The following is a 23,001-nucleotide window of genomic DNA, read 5'->3' as shown; positions in this document are numbered from 1 at the left end:
AGGACCGCGCGGTTATAGGGATCGCGATCCTTGAAGAAGGCCGATGCCTTCCGATGGCGCTATTAGCGAGCAGCGGCCTTGCGCGCAACGAACGGGATTTCCGAAGGCAGAATGCCAAGGTCGTTCAGTTCACGTGGGCTCAGGCGGCTCAGTTCGTTTACGGTGTTACGGTAACGGCGCCAGTTGTTGTACGAGCGGATCAGGTTCATTTCTCTCACCTAGTAAAATCTTATCTCTTTGTTGCAAACGGCATATAGGCTCGAAGCATTTCGAATTGGAGAGACAGATTTGCATAGCTGCAATGCGTTAAAGCTTGTCAGTTGCACGGCTTTTACGCAGCTTGGTCATCATGCGATCACAATCATCTGTCCAAGTGGGGAAATCGCCAGAATTCAGTTGCTTGGGCGGCTAACTGGTTAAATCTTCCTTAAAAATTTGCCGGTCGGAAAAATGCTCCACAAAATGTGGTGGAGAGCGGTACGGCCAACGGCTTCGGTTGCCGGTAAATGCGACGTCTCGGCTAAGCGGCAATATGCATGTATAATAGAGTATAAATCTGAACCTCCCGTCTGCTTTGAATTTTGTCGCAAAAGTCCGGGAAATCGTCGGTTAGAGACAACAATTCTACATGACTTGCGCGCCGGATTGGGTTAAGGGAGTTTCGTCGGGTGTCGGGATGCCATATCATATGACGTTCTTACACTGTCTGTCTGCGGGAGAGCGCCACTGGCCGCCGAAGGGGAAATCGCCCGAAATCTCTCAGGTACAAGGAACCGCAGACGGGTAAGACAACTCTGGAAAGTCAGGGGAAACCCTGCGCCGAAGGTGTAAGTATGGCTTTCTATATAGCCATGCGAGTCTCTCAGGCCTGAGACAGAGGGGCACGAAGCAGCCGCATTTTGCGGAGGCACACGTGCGACTCTGGAGTTGTTATGGGCGATACCGCACATCTGAATATACTGCCTTTACAGGATTTACATGAACAGGCTGGCGCGCGCTTCGGTGGCTTTGCCGGCTGGAACATGCCGATCACCTATCCGCTGGGCGTCATGAAGGAGCACCTTCATACGCGTGAACATGCGGGCCTTTTCGATATTTCTCATATGAAGCTGATTGAAGTTTCAGGTGAGGATGCTGCTGCGCTTCTCGCCGAAACCTGTCCGCTTGACCCGACTGTGCTGAAGGAAGGCCAGTCGAAATACACTTTCTTCCTCAACGACAATGGCGGTGTTCTGGACGATCTAATCGTCACGCGCCTTGGCGATGACCGTTTCATGGTTGTGGCCAATGCTGGCAATGCTGATGCCGATATCGAGCATCTGAATGAAGCTGCATCGGGCAAGGACGTCAAAGTCAATCCGCTCGACCGCGTGTTCCTCGCACTCCAGGGGCCGGAAGCGGAAGCCGTCATCAATGATGCTGGTCTGGCCGGTGCCGAGCTTGCTTTCATGAGCGGTTTTGAACCCAAAACTGGCTGGTTCATGACCCGTTCGGGCTATACCGGCGAAGACGGTTTCGAGATCGGCCTGCCAGCCGATGAAGCGCGTGTGCTGGCAACGAAACTGCTTGCCGACGAGCGCGTCGAATGGATTGGTCTTGCCGCTCGCGACAGTCTGCGCCTTGAAGCCGGTCTCTGCCTGCATGGTCAGGACATCACGCCGGAAACCGATCCTGTTTCGGCGGGTCTCACTTGGGCAATCGCCAAGCCAGTGCGCGAAAAGGCTGCGTTCAACGGCGCAAAGGCTGTGCTGGACGCGATCGCCAAGGGCGCATCTGCCAAGCGCGTCGGCCTGAAGCCGGAAGGCCGCCAGCCGGTTCGCGGCGGAGCCGACCTTTTTGATGAATCCGGTCGCCAGATCGGTACTGTTACTTCCGGTGGTTTTGGTCCATCGGCAGGCTTTCCAGTCGCCATGGGTTATGTCGAGGCAAGTCTCGCCACCCCCGGCACACGTGTTTTCGCTGACGTTCGCGGCAACAAGGTTCCCGTTGACGTTTCGGCGCTTCCCTTCACTCCGCATCGCTATCGCAAAGGATGATTTCCATGGCCAATATCCTGTTCACCGAAGATCACGAGTGGATCAGCGTCGAAAACGGCGTTGCCACTGTTGGCATTACGATCCACGCACAGGAACAACTGGGTGACCTCGTTTTCGTCGAGCTGCCGGACGTCGGCCGTACGGCAACGAAAGGCGAAGGCATCGTGGTTGTGGAATCGGTCAAGGCCGCTTCCGACGTTTACGCGCCGGTTGATGGCGAAGTGGTCGAAGTCAACGAAGCCGTTGCAAGCGATCCGGCTCTTATCAATCAGGCCGCAGAAGGCGAAGGTTGGCTTTTCAAGCTGAAGCTTTCCGACGAAGGCCAGCTCTCCGGCCTGCTCGACAAGGCCGGTTATGACAAACTGGTAGGGTAAACAAATGACGCAGCAGGTTCTTCCCTTTGTTGCCCGTCATATCGGGCCAAGATTGGAAGACGAGCGCGCCATGCTGGCCGCGCTCGGTCTTCCTTCCATGGAAACCCTTATCACCCAGGCGGTTCCCGCATCTATTCGTTTGAATCGCGCGCTCGATTTGCCAGCCGCTTTGAGCGAACATGCGGCGCTTGCGGAGCTCAATGAAATCATGGGCCGCAATGTGGTGAAGAAGAGCTTCATCGGTGCGGGCTATCACGGTGCCCATACGCCGCCGGTGATCCAGCGCAACCTGTTTGAAAATCCGGCCTGGTACACAGCTTATACGCCGTACCAGTCGGAAATTAGCCAGGGTCGCCTCGAACTTCTTTTCCACTTCCAGACGCTGGTTGCCGAACTGACCGGTCTGCCGGTTGCCTGCGCCTCGCTGCTCGATGAAGCGACCGCAGTTGCCGAAGCAATCGGTGTTGCCTGCCGTCATCACCGCGACAAGCGCAGCCGGGTACTTCTGGCGGGCGAACTGCATCCGCAGACGGTTGATGTGGTCAACACCCGAGCTGAACCGCTTGGCTGGCAGATCGAAACCGGCAGCGATGTCGATGACAATACCGCCGCGATCATCGTGCCATGGCCGGATACGCGTGGTGTTTACGGCGATTTCAGCAAGGTCATCGCGGATGCGAAGGCGAAGGGTGCACTTGTCGTTGCGGTTGCTGATCCGCTGGCGCTGACGATTATGGAAGCGCCCGCGAGTTGGGGTGCCGACATGGCTGTCGGTTCCATGCAACGTTATGGTGTGCCGATGGGCTTTGGCGGTCCGCATGCTGCTTATCTCGCAGTGTCCGAGCCGCTTACCCGCATCATTCCGGGCCGCATCGTCGGCCAGTCGGTCGATGCGCATGGCCGCGCGGCCTATCGACTGGCGCTCCAGACCCGCGAACAGCACATCCGCCGCGACAAGGCGACATCGAACATCTGCACCGCGCAGGCGCTGCTCGCCAATATGGCGGCATCCTATGCCATCTGGCACGGTCCGGCTGGCTTGCAGGCAATCGCAACGCGCGTTGCCGGTCTTGCTGCACGTTTTGCAACGGGCCTCAAGGCTGCTGGTGTTGAGATCGCAGGCGATAGCCTGTTCGATACGGTTTCTGTGAAAGTGGCTGGCAAGGCTGCGAAGATCGCCGACGACGCCGACAAGGGCGGTCGTCTGCTGCGTATCATCGATGCCGACACGGTTGGCGTGACTTTCGACGAAACCTCGACCGAAGATGATCTCGCGGCACTCGCCGTTCTGTTCGGCGCGAAAGTGGTCGAAGGCGACGCGATTCTCGTTCCGGGCAAGGGACGGGGTGAGGGCTTCCTGACACAGGATGTATTCCATTCGCACCGTTCGGAAACGGAGATGATGCGCTTCCTGCGTCGTCTGGCCGACAAGGATCTGGCGCTTGATCGCGCGATGATCCCGCTTGGTTCCTGCACCATGAAGCTCAATGCGGCCGCAGAAATGATGCCGGTGAGCTGGAACACGGTTGCCAATCTGCATCCTTTCGCGCCTGCGGCCCAGACCGAAGGCTACGCGAAGATGACGGCTGACGTTGAAGCATGGCTTTGCGAAGTCACCGGCTTTGCGGGCGTTTCGCTGCAGCCGAATGCGGGCAGCCAGGGCGAATATGCCGGTCTTCTGGCCATCCGCCACTATCACCAGTCGCGTGGCGAAAGTCATCGCAATATCTGCCTGATCCCGTCGTCTGCGCATGGCACCAATCCGGCCAGCGCCTCCATGGCAGGCATGAGCGTTGTCGTGGTCAATTGCCGCCCGGATGGCGATATCGATATCGATGATCTCAAGGCCAAGGCCGAGAAACATCGCGATAATCTCGCCGCCTTCATGATCACCTATCCGTCGACCTATGGCGTGTTCGAAGAAGGCATCAAGGCTTTCTGTGAAATCGTCCATGACAATGGCGGTCAGGTCTATTTCGACGGCGCAAACCTCAATGCGCTCGTCGGCCTTGCGCGCCCATGCGACATCGGAGCCGATGTCTGCCACATGAACCTGCACAAGACCTTCTGCATTCCGCATGGCGGCGGTGGTCCGGGTGTTGGTCCTATCGGTGTTGCCAAGCATCTGGTGCCTTATCTGCCGGGCCATGTTGATCTCGGTTCCAAGCACGCCGTTTCGGCAGCTCCCTTCGGCAGTGCGTCCATTCTGGTCATCACGTGGATGTATATCCGCATGATGGGTGGCGCGGGTCTGAAAAAGGCAACCGAAGCTGCGATCCTCAACGCCAACTATATCGCGCATCGTTTGAAGGACGCCTATCCGATCCTTTACACGGGCGCGCATGATCGCGTGGCGCATGAGTGCATCGTGGACACGCGTGTTCTCAAGGATAGCGCGGGCGTGACCGTGGAAGACGTGGCCAAGCGCCTCATCGACTATGGTTTCCACGCGCCGACCATGTCGTGGCCAGTTGCCGGTACGCTGATGATCGAGCCGACGGAATCCGAGCCGAAGTCGGAAATCGACCGTCTTTGCGACGCGATGATCGCCATTGCGGGTGAAGCAAAGAAGATCGCCGATGGTGTCTGGCCAAAGGATGACAATCCGCTCGCCAATGCGCCGCACACGGCAGGCGATACGCTGGCCAGCGACTGGACGCATCCTTACACCCGTGAGGAAGCGGTTTTCCCGGCCATGGCCCTTGGCAGCGAATTCGACGCGACGGCAAAATACTGGCCGCCGGTCAGCCGTGTAGACAATGTGGGCGGCGACAGAAATCTTATCTGCTCGTGTCCGCCGGTCGCAGCCTACGGCTGAGATAAAATGCAGGTCTATCGATGAAAAGCGCCGCGGAAACGCGGCGTTTTTTGTATTATGATCGAGGTGAAATTTCCAGTTAACTGAAAATAAGTTAACTAGCGAAGAGACTATTACTCTGAAGCTAAAATTCTGAATTAATATTTTTAAAACAGAATGTTGTGCTAATTTTCATTTTAGTTGAAGCAGGGAAAATCAGAAATTTGAACAAAAAAAGAGCCGGACTAAGAAGTCCGGCTTAGTTATGAAGGTGCCACTTGGGCAAACCTCCAGAGGGGAACACTTACCGCGCGCAATGGGAGGAGGCACAGCGGTAAGTGACTGTGATATGTATCAGCTTGTCCCAATCTTCAACCCCTAAACTGCAAAAAATTTTGACCATTTCGGAAAATTTTGAAATTTCGCTTAAATTAGAGGAAAGAGGCGCAAGGGTCGCAGAATATCCGGCCCATTTTGGGAGCCTATATTGGAAAAATTTCCCGAGTTATATCAGGTAGATAAGCTGCAAAATTGAATTATGTGGGTCGGCTGGTTGTGGTTGTGATCGGATGGCTCTGATCTAAATAGCTGAAATCATTAGAACAATTCTAAAACATTCCAATGAATGTCAAGCTCATTTGGCTTGCAGCACTGGCTGCGTGGATATAAAAGATGACTAAATGACGAAGGCTTCATGCTGAATTTGAAGAGAAGCGACCGAGGCGCAGGCCGATTTCTCTGTCTTTTGGATAGTTGGAATGCTCGTACCTTTTCTAATCATGTTTCGCGAGGGCGTGGAAGCAGCGCTGATCGTTGGCATTATTGCCAGTTATCTCCATCAGACTGGCCGCAGTGCCTGGATGCCAGTGGTCTGGATTGGCATATTGCTGGCATTGGCCATGTCGTTGGCGGTCGGCGCTATCCTGCAGCTTCTGAGTGCAGAATTCCCACAGAAAGCGCAGGAACTGTTTGAAGCCATTATTGGTCTGATTGCCGTTTTTGTGTTGACCTCGATGGTGTTCTGGATGCGCAAGGCGGCCCGTTCTATCAAGTCGGAACTGCATCATTCCATCGATGCAGCTTTTCAGACACCGACACATAAAGGTTTCGGCCTCATTCTGATGGTGTTCTTTGCTGTCGCACGCGAGGGGCTTGAATCAGTCTTCTTTCTGCTGGCGGCTTTCCAGCAGAGCGAAGGGGCGGCAGCACCGCTTGGCGCGCTTCTTGGCGTGTTGCTAGCCGCGGCAGTTGGCTACGGCATCTTTAAAGGCGGCTTGAAGCTGAACCTTCGTCGTTTCTTCCGCTGGACCGGTGTTTTCATTCTGATCATCGCGGCAGGCATTCTCGCCAATTCGGTCATGGCGCTGCACGAAGCTGGCATCTGGAACCATTTCCAGACGGTCGTTTTCGATATGAGCGATATTCTCCCGCTCGACAGCACGCTTGGCTCGGTTCTGGCGGGTGTTTTCGGTTACATCGCGACGCCGACAGTCAGTGAAGTGGTCGCCTATGTATCCTTCCTCGTTCCGGCGCTTATTCTGTTCCTGATGCCTGCAAGCGCACCGGGAACGGCAAGCCAGGCCAAAACAAGCGCACAGTAAAAAGAGATTTCAATGACGAATCCGAAATCCCCTGACCCGATGTCGAGTAATCTGGTCCGCATAGGACTGGCTTTCGCCGCGTTGCTGCTGCTCGCCGCTGGTGCTGCGTTTTATTATGCATCCCGCGTGTCGGACAAAGCCCGCCATGCAGAAGTCGGTGACAAAGTACAGGTCGCGATCAACGCGAAAAGTTGCGAGCCGAACGAACTGACTGTTCCGGCCGGGCGCTCGGTATTCGAAATCGTCAATAAGTCGAATCGTACGGTCGAATGGGAGATCCTCGATGGCGTTATGGTTCTGGAAGAACGCGAAAATATCGCGCCTGGCTTCAAACAGACCATAACCGCCAAGCTTACACCTGGCGAATACCAGATTACCTGCGGGCTCCTTTCCAATCCGCGCGGCAAGCTGATCGTAACTGCGACCGCCGCCAGTGAAGCGGAAAAAGGCAAGCTTCCGCTTACCGCTTTCATCGGAGCGCTGGCCGAATATCAGATTTATCTGACCACGCAGGTCACTGAATTCCAGAAAGCTGTTGTGGCGCTTTCCACGGCAATAGCGAGTGGCAATTTTGAGGCTGCACAAGCAGCTTACGGTCCGGCGCGTGAAGCCTATGCGCGCATTGCTCCTGTCTCGGAGGCGTTCTCCGATCTTGATACAGCTATCAATGCTCGCGCGGATTATTTTGAAAAGCGTGAGCAGGATCCTGGATTTGGTGGTTTGCACCGTATCGAATACGGTTTGTTCGAACAGAAATCCGTCGATGGATTGGCACCTGTTACTGGCAAGCTTGAGCAAGATGCCACCGCATTGAAAGAACGCATTCGCGGTCTGCGCATTTCACCAGATCGCATGATGGCGGGCACTGCTTCCGCATTGAACCGTTTTGCTTCGACCGCGTCGGATGCCGGTGAAGATCGTTATGCCCACACCGATCTGCAGGCTTTGTCTGGCCTTCTCGAAGGCTCTGGCAAGGCTGCCGATGTCCTACGCCCTATCGTTGTAAAGACCGATCCTAACGCCTTTGAAGGCATCGACAAGGATGCGGCTTCGATCAAGAAGCTGCTTGGTACGGGTTCTGAAGGCAATGGCTACAAGGCATATGATGCTCTGTCGTCTGATGAAAAGACGAAAATTAAGGAAGGTGCAGCTCAACTCGCCGCACAGTTTACGAAACTCCGCGATCAGCTTGGGGTAGATTGATGACCAGAAAATTTTTCAAAACCAATAAGATTACCACAGAAGAGCCTGTTTCCGCCGGTCGCCGTGCACTGCTCCTCGGGGCTAGTGCAACCGGGGTTGCTGGAGCAGTTGCAGGCGTGCTTGCCCCGCAGGCAGCTCATGCTCTTTCTTCGGAAAGCGTGACCAATGCGCCGGAAAGCGACAAGATTCACGAAAGTCAGCCTCTTTATGGGAAGCACCAGCCCGGTATCGTCACGCCGCGCCCTGCTGCAGGTCTCGTCGCTTCCTTTGATGTGTTGGCACGTGACCGCGCCGAACTGGAACGCATGTTCAAACTGCTCACCGAGCGGGCCGAATTTTTGATGAAGGGCGGAGAACCACCGGAGCTTGATGCGAAGTTTCCGCCATCGGATTCCGGTATTCTTGGACCTGTCGTCACGCCGGATAACCTCACGGTTACTGTGGCGCTCGGCTCATCATTGTTCGATGATCGTTTCGGTTTGAAGCCGTTGAAGCCGAAACTTCTGCAGCGCATGACCGGTTTCCCCAACGACGCCCTGCAGAAGGACATCTGCCACGGAGACCTCGTCATTCAGTTCTGTTCGAATACGCCGGACACGAACATCCATGCGCTGCGCGACATCATGAAGAACATGCCTGATCTTTTGATGGTTCGGTGGAAACAGGAAGGCACGGTTCCGGTGCAGCCGCCACATTCGCCCCGGGCGAAGGAGAGTGCGCGGAACTTCCTCGGTTTCCGCGATGGGTCCGCCAATCCGGATTCCGCCGATGATGCGCTAATGAATCGTATCGTCTGGGTGCAGAAGCAAAATGACGAGCCAGATTGGGCTACTAATGGCAGTTATATGGCTGTACGCATTATTCGCAATTTTGTCGAACGCTGGGACCGCACGCCGCTTCAGGAGCAGGAAGCCATTTTCGGACGCCGCAAGGATAGCGGTGCGCCGTTTGACGGTAAAACCGAAGCCGATGTTCCCGATTATGCGAAGGATGCGGATGGCAAGGTCACACGGCTCGACTCGCATATCCGACTGGCAAATCCGCGGGATGCCAATGCTGAGCAACACCTTATTCTGCGTCGGCCATTCAACTATTCAAACGGCGTCAGCAAGTCGGGCCAGCTTGATATGGGCCTGCTCTTCATCGCCTATCAGGCCGATCTGGAAAAGGGCTTCATCACTGTTCAGAACCGGCTCAACGGCGAGCCGTTGGAAGAATACCTGAAACCAATTGGGGGCGGGTATTTCTTCGCGCTGCCGGGTGTTCAGGATCATAAGGACTACTACGCGCGCGCACTTTTGGAGGCAAGCGGTCCGCAAAATGCCCGTAGGTAAGGATCGCATCTCAAGTTTTTGATTTAACACGCATTTTTCGTAATGTGCTTAATCTGGAGAGGCTAAATATGAAATCTCGTCTGCCATTGCTCGCATCGGCATGTGCCGTTGCCCTCACGCTCAGCTTCGGCGCAGCCAAGGCCGAAGTTTCGCCGCTGGACCTTGTTCAGCCGATTGCTGACTACAAAGTCTATGTGCAGGAAAACCTCGACGTTCTAGTAAAGGACACCAAGGCTTTCACCGACGCGGTCAAGGTAGGCGATTTGGAAAAGGCCAAGGAGCTTTATCCTTCATCGCGCGTTTCCTACGAAAAGATCGAGCCGATTGCCGAGCTTTTCGCCGATCTTGACGCTTCGATCGACAGCCGCGCCGATGACCATGAAAACGGCGAGAAGTCGGAAGACTTTATCGGGTTCCATCGCATCGAGTATGGCCTGTTTGCGCAGAATTCAACCGAAGGACTCGCTCCGGTTGCCGACAAGCTCTACGCAGATGTGCTGGAACTTCAGAAGCGTGTAAAAGACCTCACCGTCCCACCGGAAAAGGTCGTCGGTGGCGCCGCTGCTTTGCTTGAGGAAGTTGCTGCAACCAAGATTTCCGGTGAGGAAGATCGTTACAGTCACACCGATCTTTGGGATTTCAAAGCCAATGTCGATGGCGCGCAGAAGATCGTTGAACTGTTCAAGCCGCTGCTTGAAAAGGAAAATCCAGATCTCGTGAAGAAGGTGGAAGCCAATTTTAAGACGGTCGACGATATTCTTGAAAAATACAAGAAAGGTGACGGTTACGAATCCTACGACAAGCTGTCGGATGATGATCGCAAAGCACTTGCCGGTCCGGTGACCACGCTTGCCGAAGATCTTTCTACTCTGCGCGGGACGCTCGGTCTGAACTAAAAAAGAAAATTAAAATGGCGGGTTAACCCGCCATTTTCATGCGCTCATGCGCAGCTTGATTTCTGCATTGAGCAGAATGCGTTGCGTTTCCGGCAATTCCAGTCGGTCGTCCGTTGTTTCCCCCAATGTTCGAAACAAGAGCTCAATCGCCAGTCGCCCGATTTCATTATAATCCTGCGCCACTGTGGTGAGTGGCGGACAGGTATATTCCGATAGCGGATTGTTGTCGTGTCCGGCGACACGAACGTCGCAATCCTTGAGCCTGCCGATTTTCAAACCAGCCTGCCAGAGTGCACCGGCTACGCCGAAGGCGATGCGGTCGTTGGAGCACAGAACAGTGCTTGTTGGAAGGTGCCCCTTTTCACGCAAAATGCGCGCGGTTTGCTCGAAGGCGTAATGTTCGAAATCCCAGCTGCGACTCTGTTCGAGATCGACGATGCGCGGCTCATAACCCAGCTTTTCCATGGCCTGTCGATAGGCATCTTGTCGTTTGATCGCGTTGTTATTGACCATCGGCATCGAAAAATAACAGGGCTCGCTGCCTGAGCGGCACAGATAATCGACAATCAGATGGAAGGACTTGAGATTGTCGGTGCCGACGAAGGGCGAGGTGTTGTCGAGCGGGGAGTCGACATAGATAATCGGGACGTCTTCGGCGAGACGCGCCAGTGTCGAATGTTGTGACTCTTCGCCGAGCGGTGCAATGATAGCGCCAGCAACATTGAGCGAACGCAGAGTTTCGATGGCCTGTTTTTCCAGCTCAGGCTTGCCATCGGATGACAAAACAATCGCAAGATAACCGCGTTGCTCCGCGAGCGTCTGCAACCGCTTCGTCATAGCCATGTAGAAATGATCAAGCTGGTTGGGGATAATTATACCTAGAATTGTCGTACGACGTCGATTGAGATTTACCGCGAAAAGATTGGGCCGAAAGCCGGATTGCTTGATCGCGGCTTCGATCAGTTCGCGGGTCTTGGGACGGACGGACGACGGATCGCTGAAATATTTCGAAACCGTCGGGCGGGAAAGCCCAACAAACTCCGAAAAATCCTCCATGGTGCGTATTGTCTTTCGCACGTCTTTACGTCCTGTTCGTCAGTTGTCGCGGCCTAGGTGCACACGACGATGCTGTTTTCTGCGAAGCCGCCGCGTAAACTGGAATGTGCTGATTTCTCAGGACAAAGTCTGGCCCCGGTTGCCGCTTCTTCAACGATTTCAGGATGTTCCTCCAGCTCCGCTCGCCTTGGTTCTTCTCTAGGCGAAGTCCAGCCAAACTGTCAAAGGCGGGGCAAAACGTCAAGCAGACAAATGTGTTCGCAGAGAATGATGCGGTGAATACCCATACGTGCTAAAACATCGGTTCGTGAATTTGGCAGGTGGAAATGTCCGCGATTTCGGCCCCCAGCACTGGTCATAAAAGCGGTCGTTTCTCTTCGCAACGCAAAATTGAAAACCGTGCTTGACAAGCTACGGAAGCTCGCGCCATAAATTTTACATATGTAAGAATTTTGCTATGCATTCGTAAAGGAGGAGACGAAATGCGGACCAAGTCTTATGTTGCAGCGCTTATTGCGTCTGCTGCAGGTGTTGCAGTTATGTCGGGGGCTGCGTGGGCGGAAGAGCTCACCATTGCGACGGTCAATAATGGTGACATGATCATCATGCAGAAGCTGTCGCCGGAATGGGAAAAAGCCACCGGCAATAAAATCAACTGGGTTGTACTTGAAGAAAACGTGCTGCGTCAGCGCGTCACGACCGATATTGCCACCAAGAGCGGCCAGTTCGATATCTTGACCATTGGCGGTTACGAAACGCCGATCTGGGGCAAAGCTGGCTGGCTTCTGTCGGTTGATGATCTTGGTGATGATTACGGCTATGACGATCTCATCAAGCCGGTTCGCGCCGGTCTGACGGTCGATGGCAAGCTTTACGCCGTGCCATTCTATGCCGAAAGCTCGTTTACACTTTATCGCAAGGACTTGTTTGACGCGGCGGGCCTTAAAATGCCCGATGCGCCAACCTATGCAGAAATCAAGGATTTTGCGACCAAGCTGACCGACAAGTCCAAAGAACAATATGGTCTCTGCCTGCGCGGAAAGCCGGGCTGGGGCGAAAACATGGCTTACCTCGGTACGCTGATCAATACGTTCGGTGGCAGATGGTTCGATGAAAACTGGAAGCCCCAGATCAATTCAGACCAATGGAAGAAGGCGATCAACTTCTACGTCGATCTGATGAAGGAAGCAGGTCCTCCCGGAATTACCTCGAACGGATTCAACGAAAATCAAGCTCTGTTCTCGACCGGCCATTGCGCCATGTGGATCGATGCTACCTCGGCGGCTGGGCGTATCTATGATCCAAAGCAGAGTCAGGTTGCCGACAAGGTTGCCTTTACCAAAGCACCGGTCGAGGTGACGCCAAACGGTTCCTCATGGGCGTGGTCATGGAACCTCGCAATTCCGGCATCGAGCAAGAAGGCGGAAGCCGCGAAGTCGTTCCTGAAATGGGCGACCTCGAAGGAATATGTCGAGCTCGTCGGCAAGTCTGAGGGTTGGGTTGCCGTTCCTCCGGGCACACGCCAGTCCACCTATGCCAATGAGGAATACAAGAAGGCAGCTCCGTTTGCGGATACGGTGCTGAAAGCCATCGAATCTGCCGACCCGACCAAGCCGACCAAGGACCCGGTCCCTTATACCGGCATCCAGTTTGTCGCCATTCCTGAATTCCAGGCCATAGGCACGCTGGTTGGGCAGGCAATTTCGTCGGCTGTTGCCGGTCAGCAGAGTGTCGATGCGGCGCTTGATGGTGCACAGCGTCAGGTCGAACAGATCATGACTCAGGCCGGTTACATCAAGTAGCCTTGAAAATAAAGTTCTGCCGCCTTTGGTAGGAGGAGGGCGGCAGATCTGATTTTCGTAGAGGTTCGCTAAGGCGAATCCGAAACGGGAATGGGAGGATACGTCCGGATGCCAGCAAACCATGCATTGGCCACAGGCACAAAGTCACGTCGCAGTGTCCGCACCGGGCCGCTGCTCGCTCCAGCAGTCATTCTGCTTCTGCTATGGATGATCGTTCCACTGGCGATGACCTTGTGGTTTTCGTTTCAATATTACAATCTCATCAATCCGTTCGTTACCGGTTTTGCCGGATTCTCGAATTATTCCTTCCTTTTATCCGATCCTACATTATGGTCGGCAATCGCCAAGACACTGATCCTTGTCGTGTCGGTTCTGGTGACATCGGTCGTCCTCGGCGTGCTCTTTGCCGTCGTCTTCGATCAGGATTTCTGGGGCAAGAACATTGCGCGGCTTTTGGTCATTGCGCCGTTCTTCGTCATGCCGACAGTGTCGGCGCTGATCTGGAAAAACCTTTTGATGCACCCGGTCAACGGGCTGTTTGCCTTCATTTCACGCAGTTTTGGATTGCCGGTCATCGACTGGTTCTCACAGTTTCCTATGGCTTCCGTCATCATAATTGTGTCCTGGCAATGGGTGCCGTTTGCGACGTTGATCCTGATGACGGCAATGCAGTCTCTGGATCGGGAACAGATGGAAGCGGCGCGCCTTGACGGGGCCAAAGGCCCGGTAATGTTCTATTATATCGTGCTGCCGCATCTACTGCGCCCGATCTCGGTCGTCATCATGATCGAGACGATCTTTCTTCTGTCGGTGTTTGCCGAAATTCTTGTCACCACTTCGGGTGGACCGGGTATTGCGACGACGACACTTACCTATTTCATCTATCTGAAAGCGCTCCTGCAATGGGATATAGGCGGCGCTTCCGCAGCTGGCGTTATCGCCATTATCCTCGCCAACATCGTTGCGGCGTTCCTAATCCGGACTGTCGCACGAAATCTGGATAATTAGGGGGGCTGACCGATGGCTGCAAAACGCAAGATCAACAAGGCCGCCGTCTCGGCCGGAATCATTGGCTGGGTCGTGGCGCTGCTGATGTTCTTTCCAATCCTATGGATGCTGCTTGCCGCATTCAAGACGGAAATCGACGCAGTGGCGCCGCCAAAACTGTTCTTTGAGCCGACGCTGGAGAATTTTGCCGCGGTCAATCAGCGCGCTGATTATTTCCGCTATGCTATGAATAGCATCATTGAAAGCCTGGGCGCGACTATTCTCTCGCTCATCATCGCGGTGCCAGCGGCTTATGCGGCGGCGTTCTTCCCTGGAAAGCGCACCAAGGATCTGCTGTTGTGGATGCTCTCCACCAAGATGCTGCCAGCGGTAGGTGTTCTGGTGCCGATCTATCTTTTGGCCCGCGACACCGGGCTTCTCGATACGCGCACGGGGCTGATCATCATCTTCACCCTTTCCAATCTGCCGATTGTGGTCTGGATGCTCTACTCCTTCTTCAAGGAAGTGCCGCATGAAATCCTTGAGGCGAGCCGCATGGACGGGGCGAAGGTCGGCCAGCAGATACGCTATCTGCTCCTGCCGTTGAGCCTACCGGGCATCGCGTCGACGGCGCTTCTTTCGATCATCCTGTGCTGGAATGAAGCCTTCTGGAGCCTCAATCTCACGGCCTCGCAGGCCGGGCCTCTCACCGCATTCATCGCGTCCTTCTCGTCACCGGAAGGGCTTTTCTGGGCAAAACTCTCGGCAGCTTCGACGCTCGCCATCGCGCCGATCCTCGTCTTCGGTTGGGTTACGCAGCGCCAGCTGGTGCGCGGTCTCACCTTCGGTGCCGTGAAATAAAGGGAACCCCATGGCTACGCTTTCTTTTCATAACGCCACCAAGTCTTTCGGCAATATCGACGTCATCAAGGGTGTGGACCTTAATATCGAAGACCGCGAATTCGTGGTCTTCGTCGGGCCGTCCGGTTCGGGAAAATCCACGCTTTTGCGGATGATTGCGGGGCTGGAAGAAATCACCAGCGGTGATCTTTTGATCGATGGGCAGAAATGCAACGATACACCGCCGGATGAGCGTGGTCTTGCAATGGTATTCCAGACATATGCGCTCTACCCTCATATGAACGTGCGCGACAATATGGGTTTCGCGCTCAAGCTTGCAGGTGTTGGCAAAGCCGAGCGTGACCGCAAGGTGGAAGAGGTCGCAAAAACTCTGCAACTCGATCAACTGCTTGACCGTAAGCCGAAGCAGCTTTCTGGCGGCCAGCGACAGCGCGTTGCCATTGGACGCGCTATGGTGCGCGAACCGAAGATTTTCCTGTTCGATGAACCGCTGTCCAATCTCGATGCGGCGCTGCGTGTGCAAATGCGTATCGAGTTGGCGCGTCTGCATGACCGACTGAATGCAACGATGATCTATGTCACGCATGATCAGGTGGAAGCGATGACGCTCGCACACAAGATCGTGGTTCTTCGAGACGGGAAGGTAGAGCAGGTGGGGTCGCCGCTGGAGCTTTACCACCATCCGGTCAATCGTTTTGTGGCTGGCTTTATCGGTTCACCGACCATGAACTTCATCGAGGTCAAGGCCAGTGCCGTCGATGCAGACGGGGTGACGGTTGAGCTCACAAATGGACGTTCTGTCAAAGCGCCCGTCAAAAGCGAAGGCGTAAGCACTGGTGCGCCGTTGGTTCTCGGTATTCGTCCGGAACACCTTCATCCGACAGCGGATGGTATCCTCGAAGGCGAGATCATGGTTGTCGAACGCCTTGGCGGTGAGACTTATCTCTATGTGCAAAATGAAAGCGCAACCGGACTGATTGTTGCGGAGGCAGGCGGTGGCAGCACGGCGCGTGCACACGAAACGGCTAAGCTGGGTTTTGACCCGACAGACGCGCATTTGTTTAGTCCCGACGGCAGGGCTTTGGAGCGCTTTGAACAGCATCCATTATTGCTGACGGAAAAGAAAACTCACCTGTGAGTGCAGGCTGCAATATCCCGGAGTATCCCCATGAGACTGAAAGACAAGGTGGCCCTCATCACTGGTGCCGCGCGCGGTATCGGACTTGGCTTTGCTGAAGCCTATGCACGCGAGGGCGCGAAGGTTATTATTGCCGATATTAATATTGAGCGGGCAGAAGAGGCCGCACGCGGTATTGGCCCATCGGTCAAGGCGGTAAAGCTTGACGTGACCGACCTCAATCAGATCGACAAAGTAGTGGCGGAGATCGATGCGGAATATGGCGGCATTGATATTCTGGTCAATAATGCCGCGATCTTCGATATGGCCCCTATCAACGAATTGACCGAGGACAGCTATGAGCGTGTGCTCGGCATCAACCTGAAGGGGCCGCTCTTCATGATGAAGGCGGTTTCGAACGTGATGATCAAGCGCGGACGCGGCGGCAAGATCATTAATATGGCGAGCCAGGCCGGTCGTCGCGGCGAGGCGCTGGTGACCCTCTATTGCGCGTCTAAGGCTGCCATCATCTCTGCTACGCAGTCGGCAGCTCTCGCGCTCGTCAAGCACGGCATCAATGTCAATGCGATTGCGCCGGGTGTGGTCGATGGCGAACATTGGGACGTAGTGGATGCGAATTTCGCCAAATGGGAAGGTTTGAAGCCGGGTGAGAAAAAGGCTGCCGTGGCGAAATCGGTGCCGATCGGTCGCTTCGCGACGCCGGAGGATATTACCGGCATGGCCGTGTTCCTCGCTTCTTCGGACAGCGACTATATCCTTGCCCAGACCTTCGGTGTCGATGGCGGCAATTGGATGGCGTGAAACAAGGTTGGAATTGAAACTTTGGATACCCGGCCGATTGAAAGTTCAGTTCGTACCCGATTGAATAGAGGATACCGTCATGACCAAGCTATCGCGCGCAACGCTTCAAAGTTTCGATAAGGTGCACAAGCCCGGCTACGACCCTGCTGGGCTGAAGCCAGGTATCGTGCATTTTGGCGTCGGCAATTTTCACCGCGCGCATCAGGCGGTCTATCTGGACGATCTGTTCGCGAGCGGCGAGGGGCATGACTGGGCGCTGGTGGGTGCTGGCGTGCGCGCGAGCGATGATGCCATGCGTGATACGCTCAAGGCACAGGACTGGCTGACGACTGTTGTGGAACAGGAGGCCGATCATGCGGGCGCGCGCATCACCGCGTCGATGGTCGATTATGTGACCATTTCGACAGAGGAAGGGCGCAAGGTCCTGATGGCTTATCTCACATCAGCGGATACGCGCATCGTTTCGATGACCATCACCGAGGGCGGCTATTATATCGATCCGGCGAGCCAGACTTTCGATCCTGCCCATCCGGATATTGTAGCGGATGCCGCGCATCCAGACCGTCCCAAGACCGTGTTCGGCCTGATCGTGCAGGCGCTGAAACTGCGTAAGGCGGCAGGCGTTCAGCCTTTCACGGTCATGTCCTGTGATAACATTCCGGGTAACGGGCATGTGACGGAAGACGCCGTGACGGGGCTTGCCAAGCTGAGCGACCCGACCTTTGCCGACTGGATTTCCGCCAATGTCGCTTTCCCGAATTCGATGGTGGATCGCATCACGCCCGCCACCGGCGCGCGCGAGCGTGAAATCGCTGCGAAGGATTTCGGGGTTGAAGACGGGTGGCCGGTTTTCTGTGAAGTGTTCAAGCAATGGGTGATGGAGGACAATTTCCCCACTGGGCGTCCTGCATTGGAAAAAGTCGGTGTCACGTTCACTGATCAGGTTGCTGCTTATGAACTGATGAAAATCCGCATTCTGAATGGCGGTCACGCGGCCATTGCCTATCCCGGCGGATTGCTCGACATACATTTCGTGCATGAAGCGATGGAGCATTCGCTGATCCGGCGCTATCTGGAAAAACTTACCAAAGATGAGATCATTCCAGAAGTGCCACCGGTACCGGATACCAATCTCGAAGACTATCGTATCCTCATTGACGAACGTTTCGCCAATCCAAGCATCGGCGATACGATCCGTCGCCTGTGTCTTGATGGTTCCAACCGTCAGCCGAAATTCATTCTGCCAACTGCTTCTGATCGGGTAGCAAAAGGCAAATCCGTGACAGGGCTGGCGCTCGTTTCCGCGTTCTGGTGCCGCTACTGCTACGGTACGAGCGATAGCGGCTCGATTATTGAACCGAACGATCCGTCATGGGATCGCCTGACCAAGCAGGCGGCTCTTGCAAAAAGCAATCCGGCGGCATGGCTCGCGATGGATGATATCTTTGGTTCGCTTGCTTCAAATCCAGCTTATGTGGCGGCTTTTTCATCCGCGCTTTTGCGCATCTGGCAGGATGGGACTGTCAAAACGCTCGAGCGTTATCTGGCAGGTGAGCCATTATAACTGAAAATTACAGGGCGCCCGGATATACCCTTACCGGACGGTTGTCCTTGACCGACTCCATCACAACAAAAGTGGAGGTGCTTGCCACATTGGGCAGGCTCGAAATCTTTTCGCCCAGCACCTCGCGGTAACGCCGGATGTTGGGCGTTCGTACTTTCAGAAGATAGTCGAAGGAGCTTGCGATCATGTGGCACTCTTCGACTTCACGTATCTTGCGCACGGCCATGTTGAAGGCTTCAAGCGCGGCTTCACGTGTGTCGGATAGCTTGACCGTCGTAAAGGCGATATGATCAAGGCCGAGTTTCTCGGGATCAATGGCGGCGCGAAAACCGACAATATAACCTTCATTGACCAGTCTTTTCAGCCTCGCCTGACATGGAGTCTTGGAAAGGCCGACTTTTTTAGAGAGTTCTGTTACGGAAATGCGTCCGTCTTCGCTCAGTACTTCCAAAATACGCCTGTCGAACTGATCCAAATCGTCCACAGAATCTATCTTGCGCATCCGTTTAGCCTATTTTTTAGCTGATAATAAGATCGATATTCCCTCATATGGCGTGAAACAAGGCAGAACGCAATCTGTACAAATGGTAGTGTGCTCCCACATAAAGCAGAGCTAAACTGAGCACAAACGCTCTAGGTTGTTATTACTTGCGAGCATTAAATCATGACCGATACCCTATCCGCTCCCGTCAATCCGGTTTTCCAGAATTTTGCACCGCCGATCCGCGAGCAGAGCGCGTTGAGGCAGGCGATTACCGTCGCTTATCGCCGCCCGGAGACCGAATGCGTTTCGGCGTTGGCGGCGCAGGCCGCTCTGCCGGAAGAAACGGCGAAGCAAATCCGCTCCACTGCTCGCAAGCTGATTGAAGCGCTGCGTGCCAAGCATAAGGGGACGGGCGTCGAAGGCCTAGTGCATGAATATTCGCTGTCGAGCCAGGAAGGTGTGGCGCTTATGTGCCTTGCCGAGGCGCTGCTGCGCATTCCAGACATGGCGACGCGAGACGCGCTCATCCGGGACAAGATTTCGAATGGTGACTGGAAGTCTCACATCGGCGGCGGGCGCTCGCTCTTCGTCAATGCTGCGACCTGGGGACTTGTCGTCACGGGCAAGCTGACAAATACGGTCAATGATCGCGGTCTGTCGGCTGCCCTGACACGCCTGATCGCCCGTTGCGGTGAACCCGTCATTCGTCGCGGTGTCGACATGGCCATGCGGATGATGGGTGAGCAGTTTGTCACCGGAGAAACCATCGATGAAGCGCTGAAGCGCGCCAAGCTGCTGGAAGAACGTGGCTTCCGCTATTCCTACGATATGCTGGGTGAGGCTGCGACCACCGCTGCCGACGCTGAGCGTTATTACAAGGATTACGAAACTGCCATTCACGCCATTGGTCGCGCCTCCGCCGGTCGCGGCATCTATGACGGTCCCGGCATTTCCATCAAGTTGTCCGCTTTGCATCCGCGCTATGTCCGTTCGCAGAGTGAACGCGTCATGGGAGAGTTGTTGCCGAAGGTGAAGGCCCTCGCTGCTATCGCCAAGTCCTATAATATCGGCCTGAACATCGATGCCGAGGAAGCTGACCGTCTGGAGCTGTCGCTTGATCTGCTGCAAAGCCTGATCGAAGATCCGGATCTGGCAGATTGGGAAGGCATCGGCTTCGTGGTGCAGGCCTATGGCAAGCGTTGCCCGTTCGTACTTGATTTCATCATCGACCTGGCCCGTCAGAACAAGCGCCGCGTCATGGTTCGTCTGGTGAAAGGCGCCTATTGGGACGCCGAAATCAAGCGCGCACAGGTTGACGGTCTGGAAGACTTTCCGGTTTATACCCGCAAGGTACATACTGACGTTTCCTACATTGCATGTGCACGCAAGCTCCTTGCGGCAACAGATGCCGTTTTCCCGCAATTCGCAACGCACAATGCTCAGACGCTGGCCACAATCTATCATCTGGCTGGTCCGGATTTCAAAACCGGAAAGTTCGAGTTCCAGTGCCTGCATGGCATGGGTGAACCGCTTTATGATGAAGTTGTCGGTGCTGAAAAACTTGGCCGTCCAGCTCGTATTTATGCGCCGGTCGGCACACATGAAACGCTTCTCGCCTACCTTGTTCGCCGACTTCTCGAGAATGGCGCGAACTCGTCCTTCGTCAATCGCATCGGCGACGAAAGTGTTTCCGTCGATGAACTGATCGCCGACCCGGTAGAAGTCGTTCGCTCAATGGCTGTCGTCGGTGCGCGCCATGACCAGATTGCCCTGCCGGAAAATCTCTATGGCGCTCGCAAGAACTCTGACGGTTTCGACCTGTCGAATGAAGTCACGCTCGCTGAACTCAGCACGATTTTGAAGGACAGTGCCAGCCGCGTGTGGACATCGGAACCTCAGGTTGTCGGAGCCAAGGTTAAGGGAACCAGCCGCTCGGTTCTCAACCCTGGAGACCGGAACGATGTTGTCGGTACGGTGACGGAGATCGCCGAAGCTGGCTTAGCGAAAGCCATGAAGGCGGCACAGAAGGCCACGGCAAGCTGGTCTGCAGTTGCGCCAGCCGAACGTGCGGCTTGTCTTGAGCGCGCAGCGGATATCATGCAGTGCGATATGCCGGTTCTGCTCGGCCTCATCATGCGTGAAGCTGGTAAATCCATGCCGAACGCGATTGCAGAAGTACGCGAAGCCATAGATTTCCTGCGTTATTATGCAGAGCAGACTCGTCGCACGTTGGGCGTTGGTCACCAGGCGCTGGGACCCGTGGTCTGCATCAGCCCGTGGAACTTTCCGTTGGCGATCTTTACCGGCCAGATTGCCGCAGCACTTGTGGCTGGTAATCCGGTCTTGGCAAAGCCTGCCGAAGAGACCCCGCTTATTGCAGCGCAAGGTGTTCGTATCCTGCATGAGGCTGGCATTCCGGCCGATGCGCTGCAGCTTCTTCCGGGTGATGGTCGGATCGGAGCGGCACTGGTTGCAGCGCCGGAAACCTGTGGTGTGATGTTCACCGGCTCGACCGAAGTTGCCCGTCTCATTCAGGCCCAGCTTGCCTCACGTCTGCTGCCGAATGGCAAGCCGATCCCGCTGATCGCTGAGACGGGCGGTCAGAATGCAATGATAGTGGATTCATCCGCGCTGGCTGAACAGGTCGTGTTTGACGTAATTGCATCCGCATTCGATAGTGCTGGTCAGCGTTGTTCAGCACTGCGGGTTCTCTGCCTGCAGGAAGATGTCGCAGACCGTATCCTGGCGATGCTCAAGGGTGCCCTGAAAGAACTGACCATTGGTCGCACCGACAAGCTGAAGGTCGATATCGGTCCAGTTATCACCGATGAAGCCAAGAATATCATTGAAAAGCACGTTCAGGGAATGCGTGATCTCGGTCGCAAGGTGGAACAGCTTCCGCTCGGTTCTGAAACGGAGAACGGAACTTTCGTTGCACCAACCATCGTTGAAATCAATTCGCTGCGCGATCTGAAGCGGGAAGTCTTTGGCCCGGTTCTGCATGTGGTCCGTTACAAGCGCGACGACATGGAGCGCCTGATCGACGATATCAACGCGACGGGCTATGGCCTGACCTTCGGTCTGCATACGCGTCTTGACGAAACCATCGCCAATGTCGCCGACCGTATTCGCGTCGGTAACGTCTATATCAACCGCAACGTCATCGGTGCGATTGTCGGCGTGCAACCATTTGGCGGTCGTGGCCTGTCCGGTACCGGTCCGAAGGCAGGGGGCCCACTTTATCTCGGACGACTGGTCGATACAGCGCCGATCCCGCCGCGCCATAGCTCGGTTCACACCGATCCAGCGCTCAAGGATTTTGCCAAATGGCTTGGCCAACGCGGGATGAACGATCTGGCGCAAGCTGCACGTGATACCGGCAGTGCTTCGGCCCTCGGCCTTGATCTTGAACTGCCGGGCCCGGTCGGCGAGCGCAATCTTTATGCGTTGCATCCGCGCGGAAACATCCTGCTGGTTCCGCAGACGGAAACAGGCCTTTATCGACAGATGACTGCCGCACTAGCCACGGGCAATACTGCTTACATCGATGAAGCTTCGGGATTGCGGGATGTGCTGAAAGATATTCCCACTTCGGTGGCAGCGCGCACAATCTGGACGAATAACTGGGAATCCGATGCACCGTTTGCTGGTGCGCTGGTCGAAGGAGATGTTGAACGCATCGTTGAGATCAACAAGAAGCTTGCAACGCTTCCCGGACCGTTGGTCCTGACACAGGCTGCTCCCACGGAAGAATTGGCAAGCAACCCGGACGCCTATTGTCTCAACTGGCTGTTGGAAGAAGTTTCGACCTCCATTAATACGACTGCTGCCGGTGGCAATGCTAGCCTGATGGCCATCGGCTGATCGAAAGTGAAATAGAAAACAATGAGAAGGGCGGCTTTGGCCGCCTCAGATTGATTACAAACCCCTCGATTTTTGGAAGCAGTCAAAAACGAGGGGTTTTGATTCCGATTTGTTCACGTTCTGAATCTGGGACGTTCCGTGAATCTGAGGTCATTTTGACCCTGCCGGAGGTTTGTCAGCAGCCTGGGGCGGCTTTGGCCGCC

Annotated in this window: 17 protein-coding genes and 1 riboswitch; of the genes, 14 read left to right on the top strand and 3 right to left on the bottom strand. The window is 55.1% G+C overall.

All coding sequences use genetic code 11. The features are described 5' to 3' along the window. Window positions 1-62 precede the first annotated feature (62 nt). Window positions 63-209: a DUF1127 domain-containing protein gene (locus JNC70_RS01330; protein ID WP_002965914.1), complete on the bottom strand. Its 147-nt coding sequence runs from the start codon at window positions 207-209 to the stop codon at window positions 63-65. A gap of 494 nt (window positions 210-703) precedes the next feature. Further along, a riboswitch (glycine riboswitch) is annotated at window positions 704-786 on the top strand. A 146-nt stretch (window positions 787-932) separates the two neighbouring features. Between JNC70_RS01330 and gcvT the strand changes: the two genes are divergently transcribed. The 7 genes from gcvT (at window position 933) to efeO (JNC70_RS01295) (ending at window position 10,241) form a co-directional block, all read left to right on the top strand. Then, window positions 933-2,036: a glycine cleavage system aminomethyltransferase GcvT gene (gene gcvT / locus JNC70_RS01325; RefSeq protein WP_104754803.1), complete on the top strand. Its 1,104-nt coding sequence runs from the start codon at window positions 933-935 to the stop codon at window positions 2,034-2,036. A gap of 5 nt (window positions 2,037-2,041) precedes the next feature. Beyond that, the gene (gene gcvH / locus JNC70_RS01320; protein WP_010659049.1) at window positions 2,042-2,410 is read left to right on the top strand and encodes a glycine cleavage system protein GcvH; all 369 of its coding nucleotides are present in this window, start codon (window positions 2,042-2,044) and stop codon (window positions 2,408-2,410) included. A gap of 4 nt (window positions 2,411-2,414) precedes the next feature. After that, window positions 2,415-5,228, top strand: coding sequence for an aminomethyl-transferring glycine dehydrogenase (gene gcvP / locus JNC70_RS01315; RefSeq protein ID WP_104754804.1), 2,814 nt, complete (start codon window positions 2,415-2,417; stop codon window positions 5,226-5,228). A 737-nt stretch (window positions 5,229-5,965) separates the two neighbouring features. Then, on the top strand, window positions 5,966-6,808 hold the full coding sequence (gene efeU / locus JNC70_RS01310; RefSeq protein ID WP_104754805.1) for an iron uptake transporter permease EfeU: 843 nt from the start codon (window positions 5,966-5,968) through the stop codon (window positions 6,806-6,808). A gap of 12 nt (window positions 6,809-6,820) precedes the next feature. Next, a complete protein-coding gene (gene efeO, locus JNC70_RS01305; RefSeq protein WP_104754806.1) occupies window positions 6,821-8,011 on the top strand; it encodes an iron uptake system protein EfeO in 1,191 nt (396 codons plus the stop codon). Continuing rightward, the gene (efeB, locus tag JNC70_RS01300) at window positions 8,011-9,345 is read left to right on the top strand and encodes an iron uptake transporter deferrochelatase/peroxidase subunit (protein WP_104754807.1); all 1,335 of its coding nucleotides are present in this window, start codon (window positions 8,011-8,013) and stop codon (window positions 9,343-9,345) included. The genes efeO (JNC70_RS01305) and efeB overlap by 1 nt, the downstream gene beginning before the upstream one ends. 68 nt (window positions 9,346-9,413) lie before the next feature. Then, entirely contained in the window at window positions 9,414-10,241 is an 828-nt protein-coding gene (efeO, locus tag JNC70_RS01295; protein ID WP_104754808.1) for an iron uptake system protein EfeO, read from the top strand. 36 nt (window positions 10,242-10,277) lie between these two features. Here efeO (JNC70_RS01295) and JNC70_RS01290 read toward each other — a convergent pair whose 3' ends face one another. Continuing rightward, window positions 10,278-11,297 (bottom strand): LacI family DNA-binding transcriptional regulator, encoded by a 1,020-nt coding sequence (locus JNC70_RS01290; protein ID WP_104754809.1) that lies wholly within the window; start codon window positions 11,295-11,297, stop codon window positions 10,278-10,280. Between the two features lie 482 nt (window positions 11,298-11,779). Here JNC70_RS01290 and JNC70_RS01285 point away from each other — a divergent pair, with 482 nt between their 5' ends. The 6 genes from JNC70_RS01285 to JNC70_RS01260 all read left to right on the top strand — a co-directional run bounded on the left by JNC70_RS01285 (window position 11,780) and on the right by JNC70_RS01260 (window position 18,450). After that, complete coding sequence (locus tag JNC70_RS01285) at window positions 11,780-13,099, top strand: ABC transporter substrate-binding protein (RefSeq protein ID WP_167394033.1); 1,320 nt, start codon at window positions 11,780-11,782, stop codon at window positions 13,097-13,099. 108 nt (window positions 13,100-13,207) lie between these two features. Then, window positions 13,208-14,107 carry a carbohydrate ABC transporter permease gene (locus JNC70_RS01280; protein WP_104754810.1) on the top strand — a complete coding sequence of 300 codons (900 nt, stop codon included), beginning with the start codon at window positions 13,208-13,210 and terminating at the stop codon, window positions 14,105-14,107. A 12-nt stretch (window positions 14,108-14,119) separates the two neighbouring features. Beyond that, a complete protein-coding gene (locus JNC70_RS01275; protein WP_104754811.1) occupies window positions 14,120-14,947 on the top strand; it encodes a carbohydrate ABC transporter permease in 828 nt (275 codons plus the stop codon). A gap of 10 nt (window positions 14,948-14,957) precedes the next feature. Then, a complete protein-coding gene (locus tag JNC70_RS01270; protein ID WP_104754812.1) occupies window positions 14,958-16,085 on the top strand; it encodes an ABC transporter ATP-binding protein in 1,128 nt (375 codons plus the stop codon). A 30-nt stretch (window positions 16,086-16,115) separates the two neighbouring features. Beyond that, window positions 16,116-16,886 carry an L-iditol 2-dehydrogenase gene (locus tag JNC70_RS01265; protein WP_104754813.1) on the top strand — a complete coding sequence of 257 codons (771 nt, stop codon included), beginning with the start codon at window positions 16,116-16,118 and terminating at the stop codon, window positions 16,884-16,886. Window positions 16,887-16,965: 79 nt separating this feature from the next. After that, window positions 16,966-18,450, top strand: coding sequence for a mannitol dehydrogenase family protein (locus JNC70_RS01260; protein WP_104754814.1), 1,485 nt, complete (start codon window positions 16,966-16,968; stop codon window positions 18,448-18,450). A gap of 7 nt (window positions 18,451-18,457) precedes the next feature. On the opposite strand, the gene JNC70_RS01255 is transcribed toward JNC70_RS01260, so the two are convergent. Further along, entirely contained in the window at window positions 18,458-18,952 is a 495-nt protein-coding gene (locus tag JNC70_RS01255; protein WP_104754815.1) for an Lrp/AsnC family transcriptional regulator, read from the bottom strand. A gap of 162 nt (window positions 18,953-19,114) precedes the next feature. Here JNC70_RS01255 and putA point away from each other — a divergent pair, with 162 nt between their 5' ends. Beyond that, complete coding sequence (gene putA / locus JNC70_RS01250) at window positions 19,115-22,798, top strand: trifunctional transcriptional regulator/proline dehydrogenase/L-glutamate gamma-semialdehyde dehydrogenase (RefSeq protein ID WP_104754816.1); 3,684 nt, start codon at window positions 19,115-19,117, stop codon at window positions 22,796-22,798. Window positions 22,799-23,001 lie beyond the last annotated feature (203 nt).

Source organism: Brucella oryzae (assembly GCF_041929965.1).
GTDB lineage: Bacteria > Pseudomonadota > Alphaproteobacteria > Rhizobiales > Rhizobiaceae > Brucella > Brucella oryzae.
This window is presented reverse-complemented; position numbering and strand designations above follow the sequence as displayed.

Excerpts from the sequence above, each read along its gene's own strand:
- JNC70_RS01330 (WP_002965914.1), bottom strand. The coding sequence starts at position 209 with ATGAACCTGATCCGCTCGTACAACAACTGGCGCCGTTACCGTAACACC.
- gcvT (WP_104754803.1), top strand. The coding sequence starts at position 933 with ATGGGCGATACCGCACATCTGAATATACTGCCTTTACAGGATTTACAT.
- gcvH (WP_010659049.1), top strand. The coding sequence starts at position 2,042 with ATGGCCAATATCCTGTTCACCGAAGATCACGAGTGGATCAGCGTCGAA.
- gcvP (WP_104754804.1), top strand. The coding sequence starts at position 2,415 with ATGACGCAGCAGGTTCTTCCCTTTGTTGCCCGTCATATCGGGCCAAGA.
- efeU (WP_104754805.1), top strand. The coding sequence starts at position 5,966 with ATGCTCGTACCTTTTCTAATCATGTTTCGCGAGGGCGTGGAAGCAGCG.
- efeO (WP_104754806.1), top strand. The coding sequence starts at position 6,821 with ATGACGAATCCGAAATCCCCTGACCCGATGTCGAGTAATCTGGTCCGC.
- efeB (WP_104754807.1), top strand. The coding sequence starts at position 8,011 with ATGACCAGAAAATTTTTCAAAACCAATAAGATTACCACAGAAGAGCCT.
- efeO (WP_104754808.1), top strand. The coding sequence starts at position 9,414 with ATGAAATCTCGTCTGCCATTGCTCGCATCGGCATGTGCCGTTGCCCTC.
- JNC70_RS01290 (WP_104754809.1), bottom strand. The coding sequence starts at position 11,297 with ATGGAGGATTTTTCGGAGTTTGTTGGGCTTTCCCGCCCGACGGTTTCG.
- JNC70_RS01285 (WP_167394033.1), top strand. The coding sequence starts at position 11,780 with ATGCGGACCAAGTCTTATGTTGCAGCGCTTATTGCGTCTGCTGCAGGT.
- JNC70_RS01280 (WP_104754810.1), top strand. The coding sequence starts at position 13,208 with ATGCCAGCAAACCATGCATTGGCCACAGGCACAAAGTCACGTCGCAGT.
- JNC70_RS01275 (WP_104754811.1), top strand. The coding sequence starts at position 14,120 with ATGGCTGCAAAACGCAAGATCAACAAGGCCGCCGTCTCGGCCGGAATC.
- JNC70_RS01270 (WP_104754812.1), top strand. The coding sequence starts at position 14,958 with ATGGCTACGCTTTCTTTTCATAACGCCACCAAGTCTTTCGGCAATATC.
- JNC70_RS01265 (WP_104754813.1), top strand. The coding sequence starts at position 16,116 with ATGAGACTGAAAGACAAGGTGGCCCTCATCACTGGTGCCGCGCGCGGT.
- JNC70_RS01260 (WP_104754814.1), top strand. The coding sequence starts at position 16,966 with ATGACCAAGCTATCGCGCGCAACGCTTCAAAGTTTCGATAAGGTGCAC.
- JNC70_RS01255 (WP_104754815.1), bottom strand. The coding sequence starts at position 18,952 with ATGCGCAAGATAGATTCTGTGGACGATTTGGATCAGTTCGACAGGCGT.
- putA (WP_104754816.1), top strand. The coding sequence starts at position 19,115 with ATGACCGATACCCTATCCGCTCCCGTCAATCCGGTTTTCCAGAATTTT.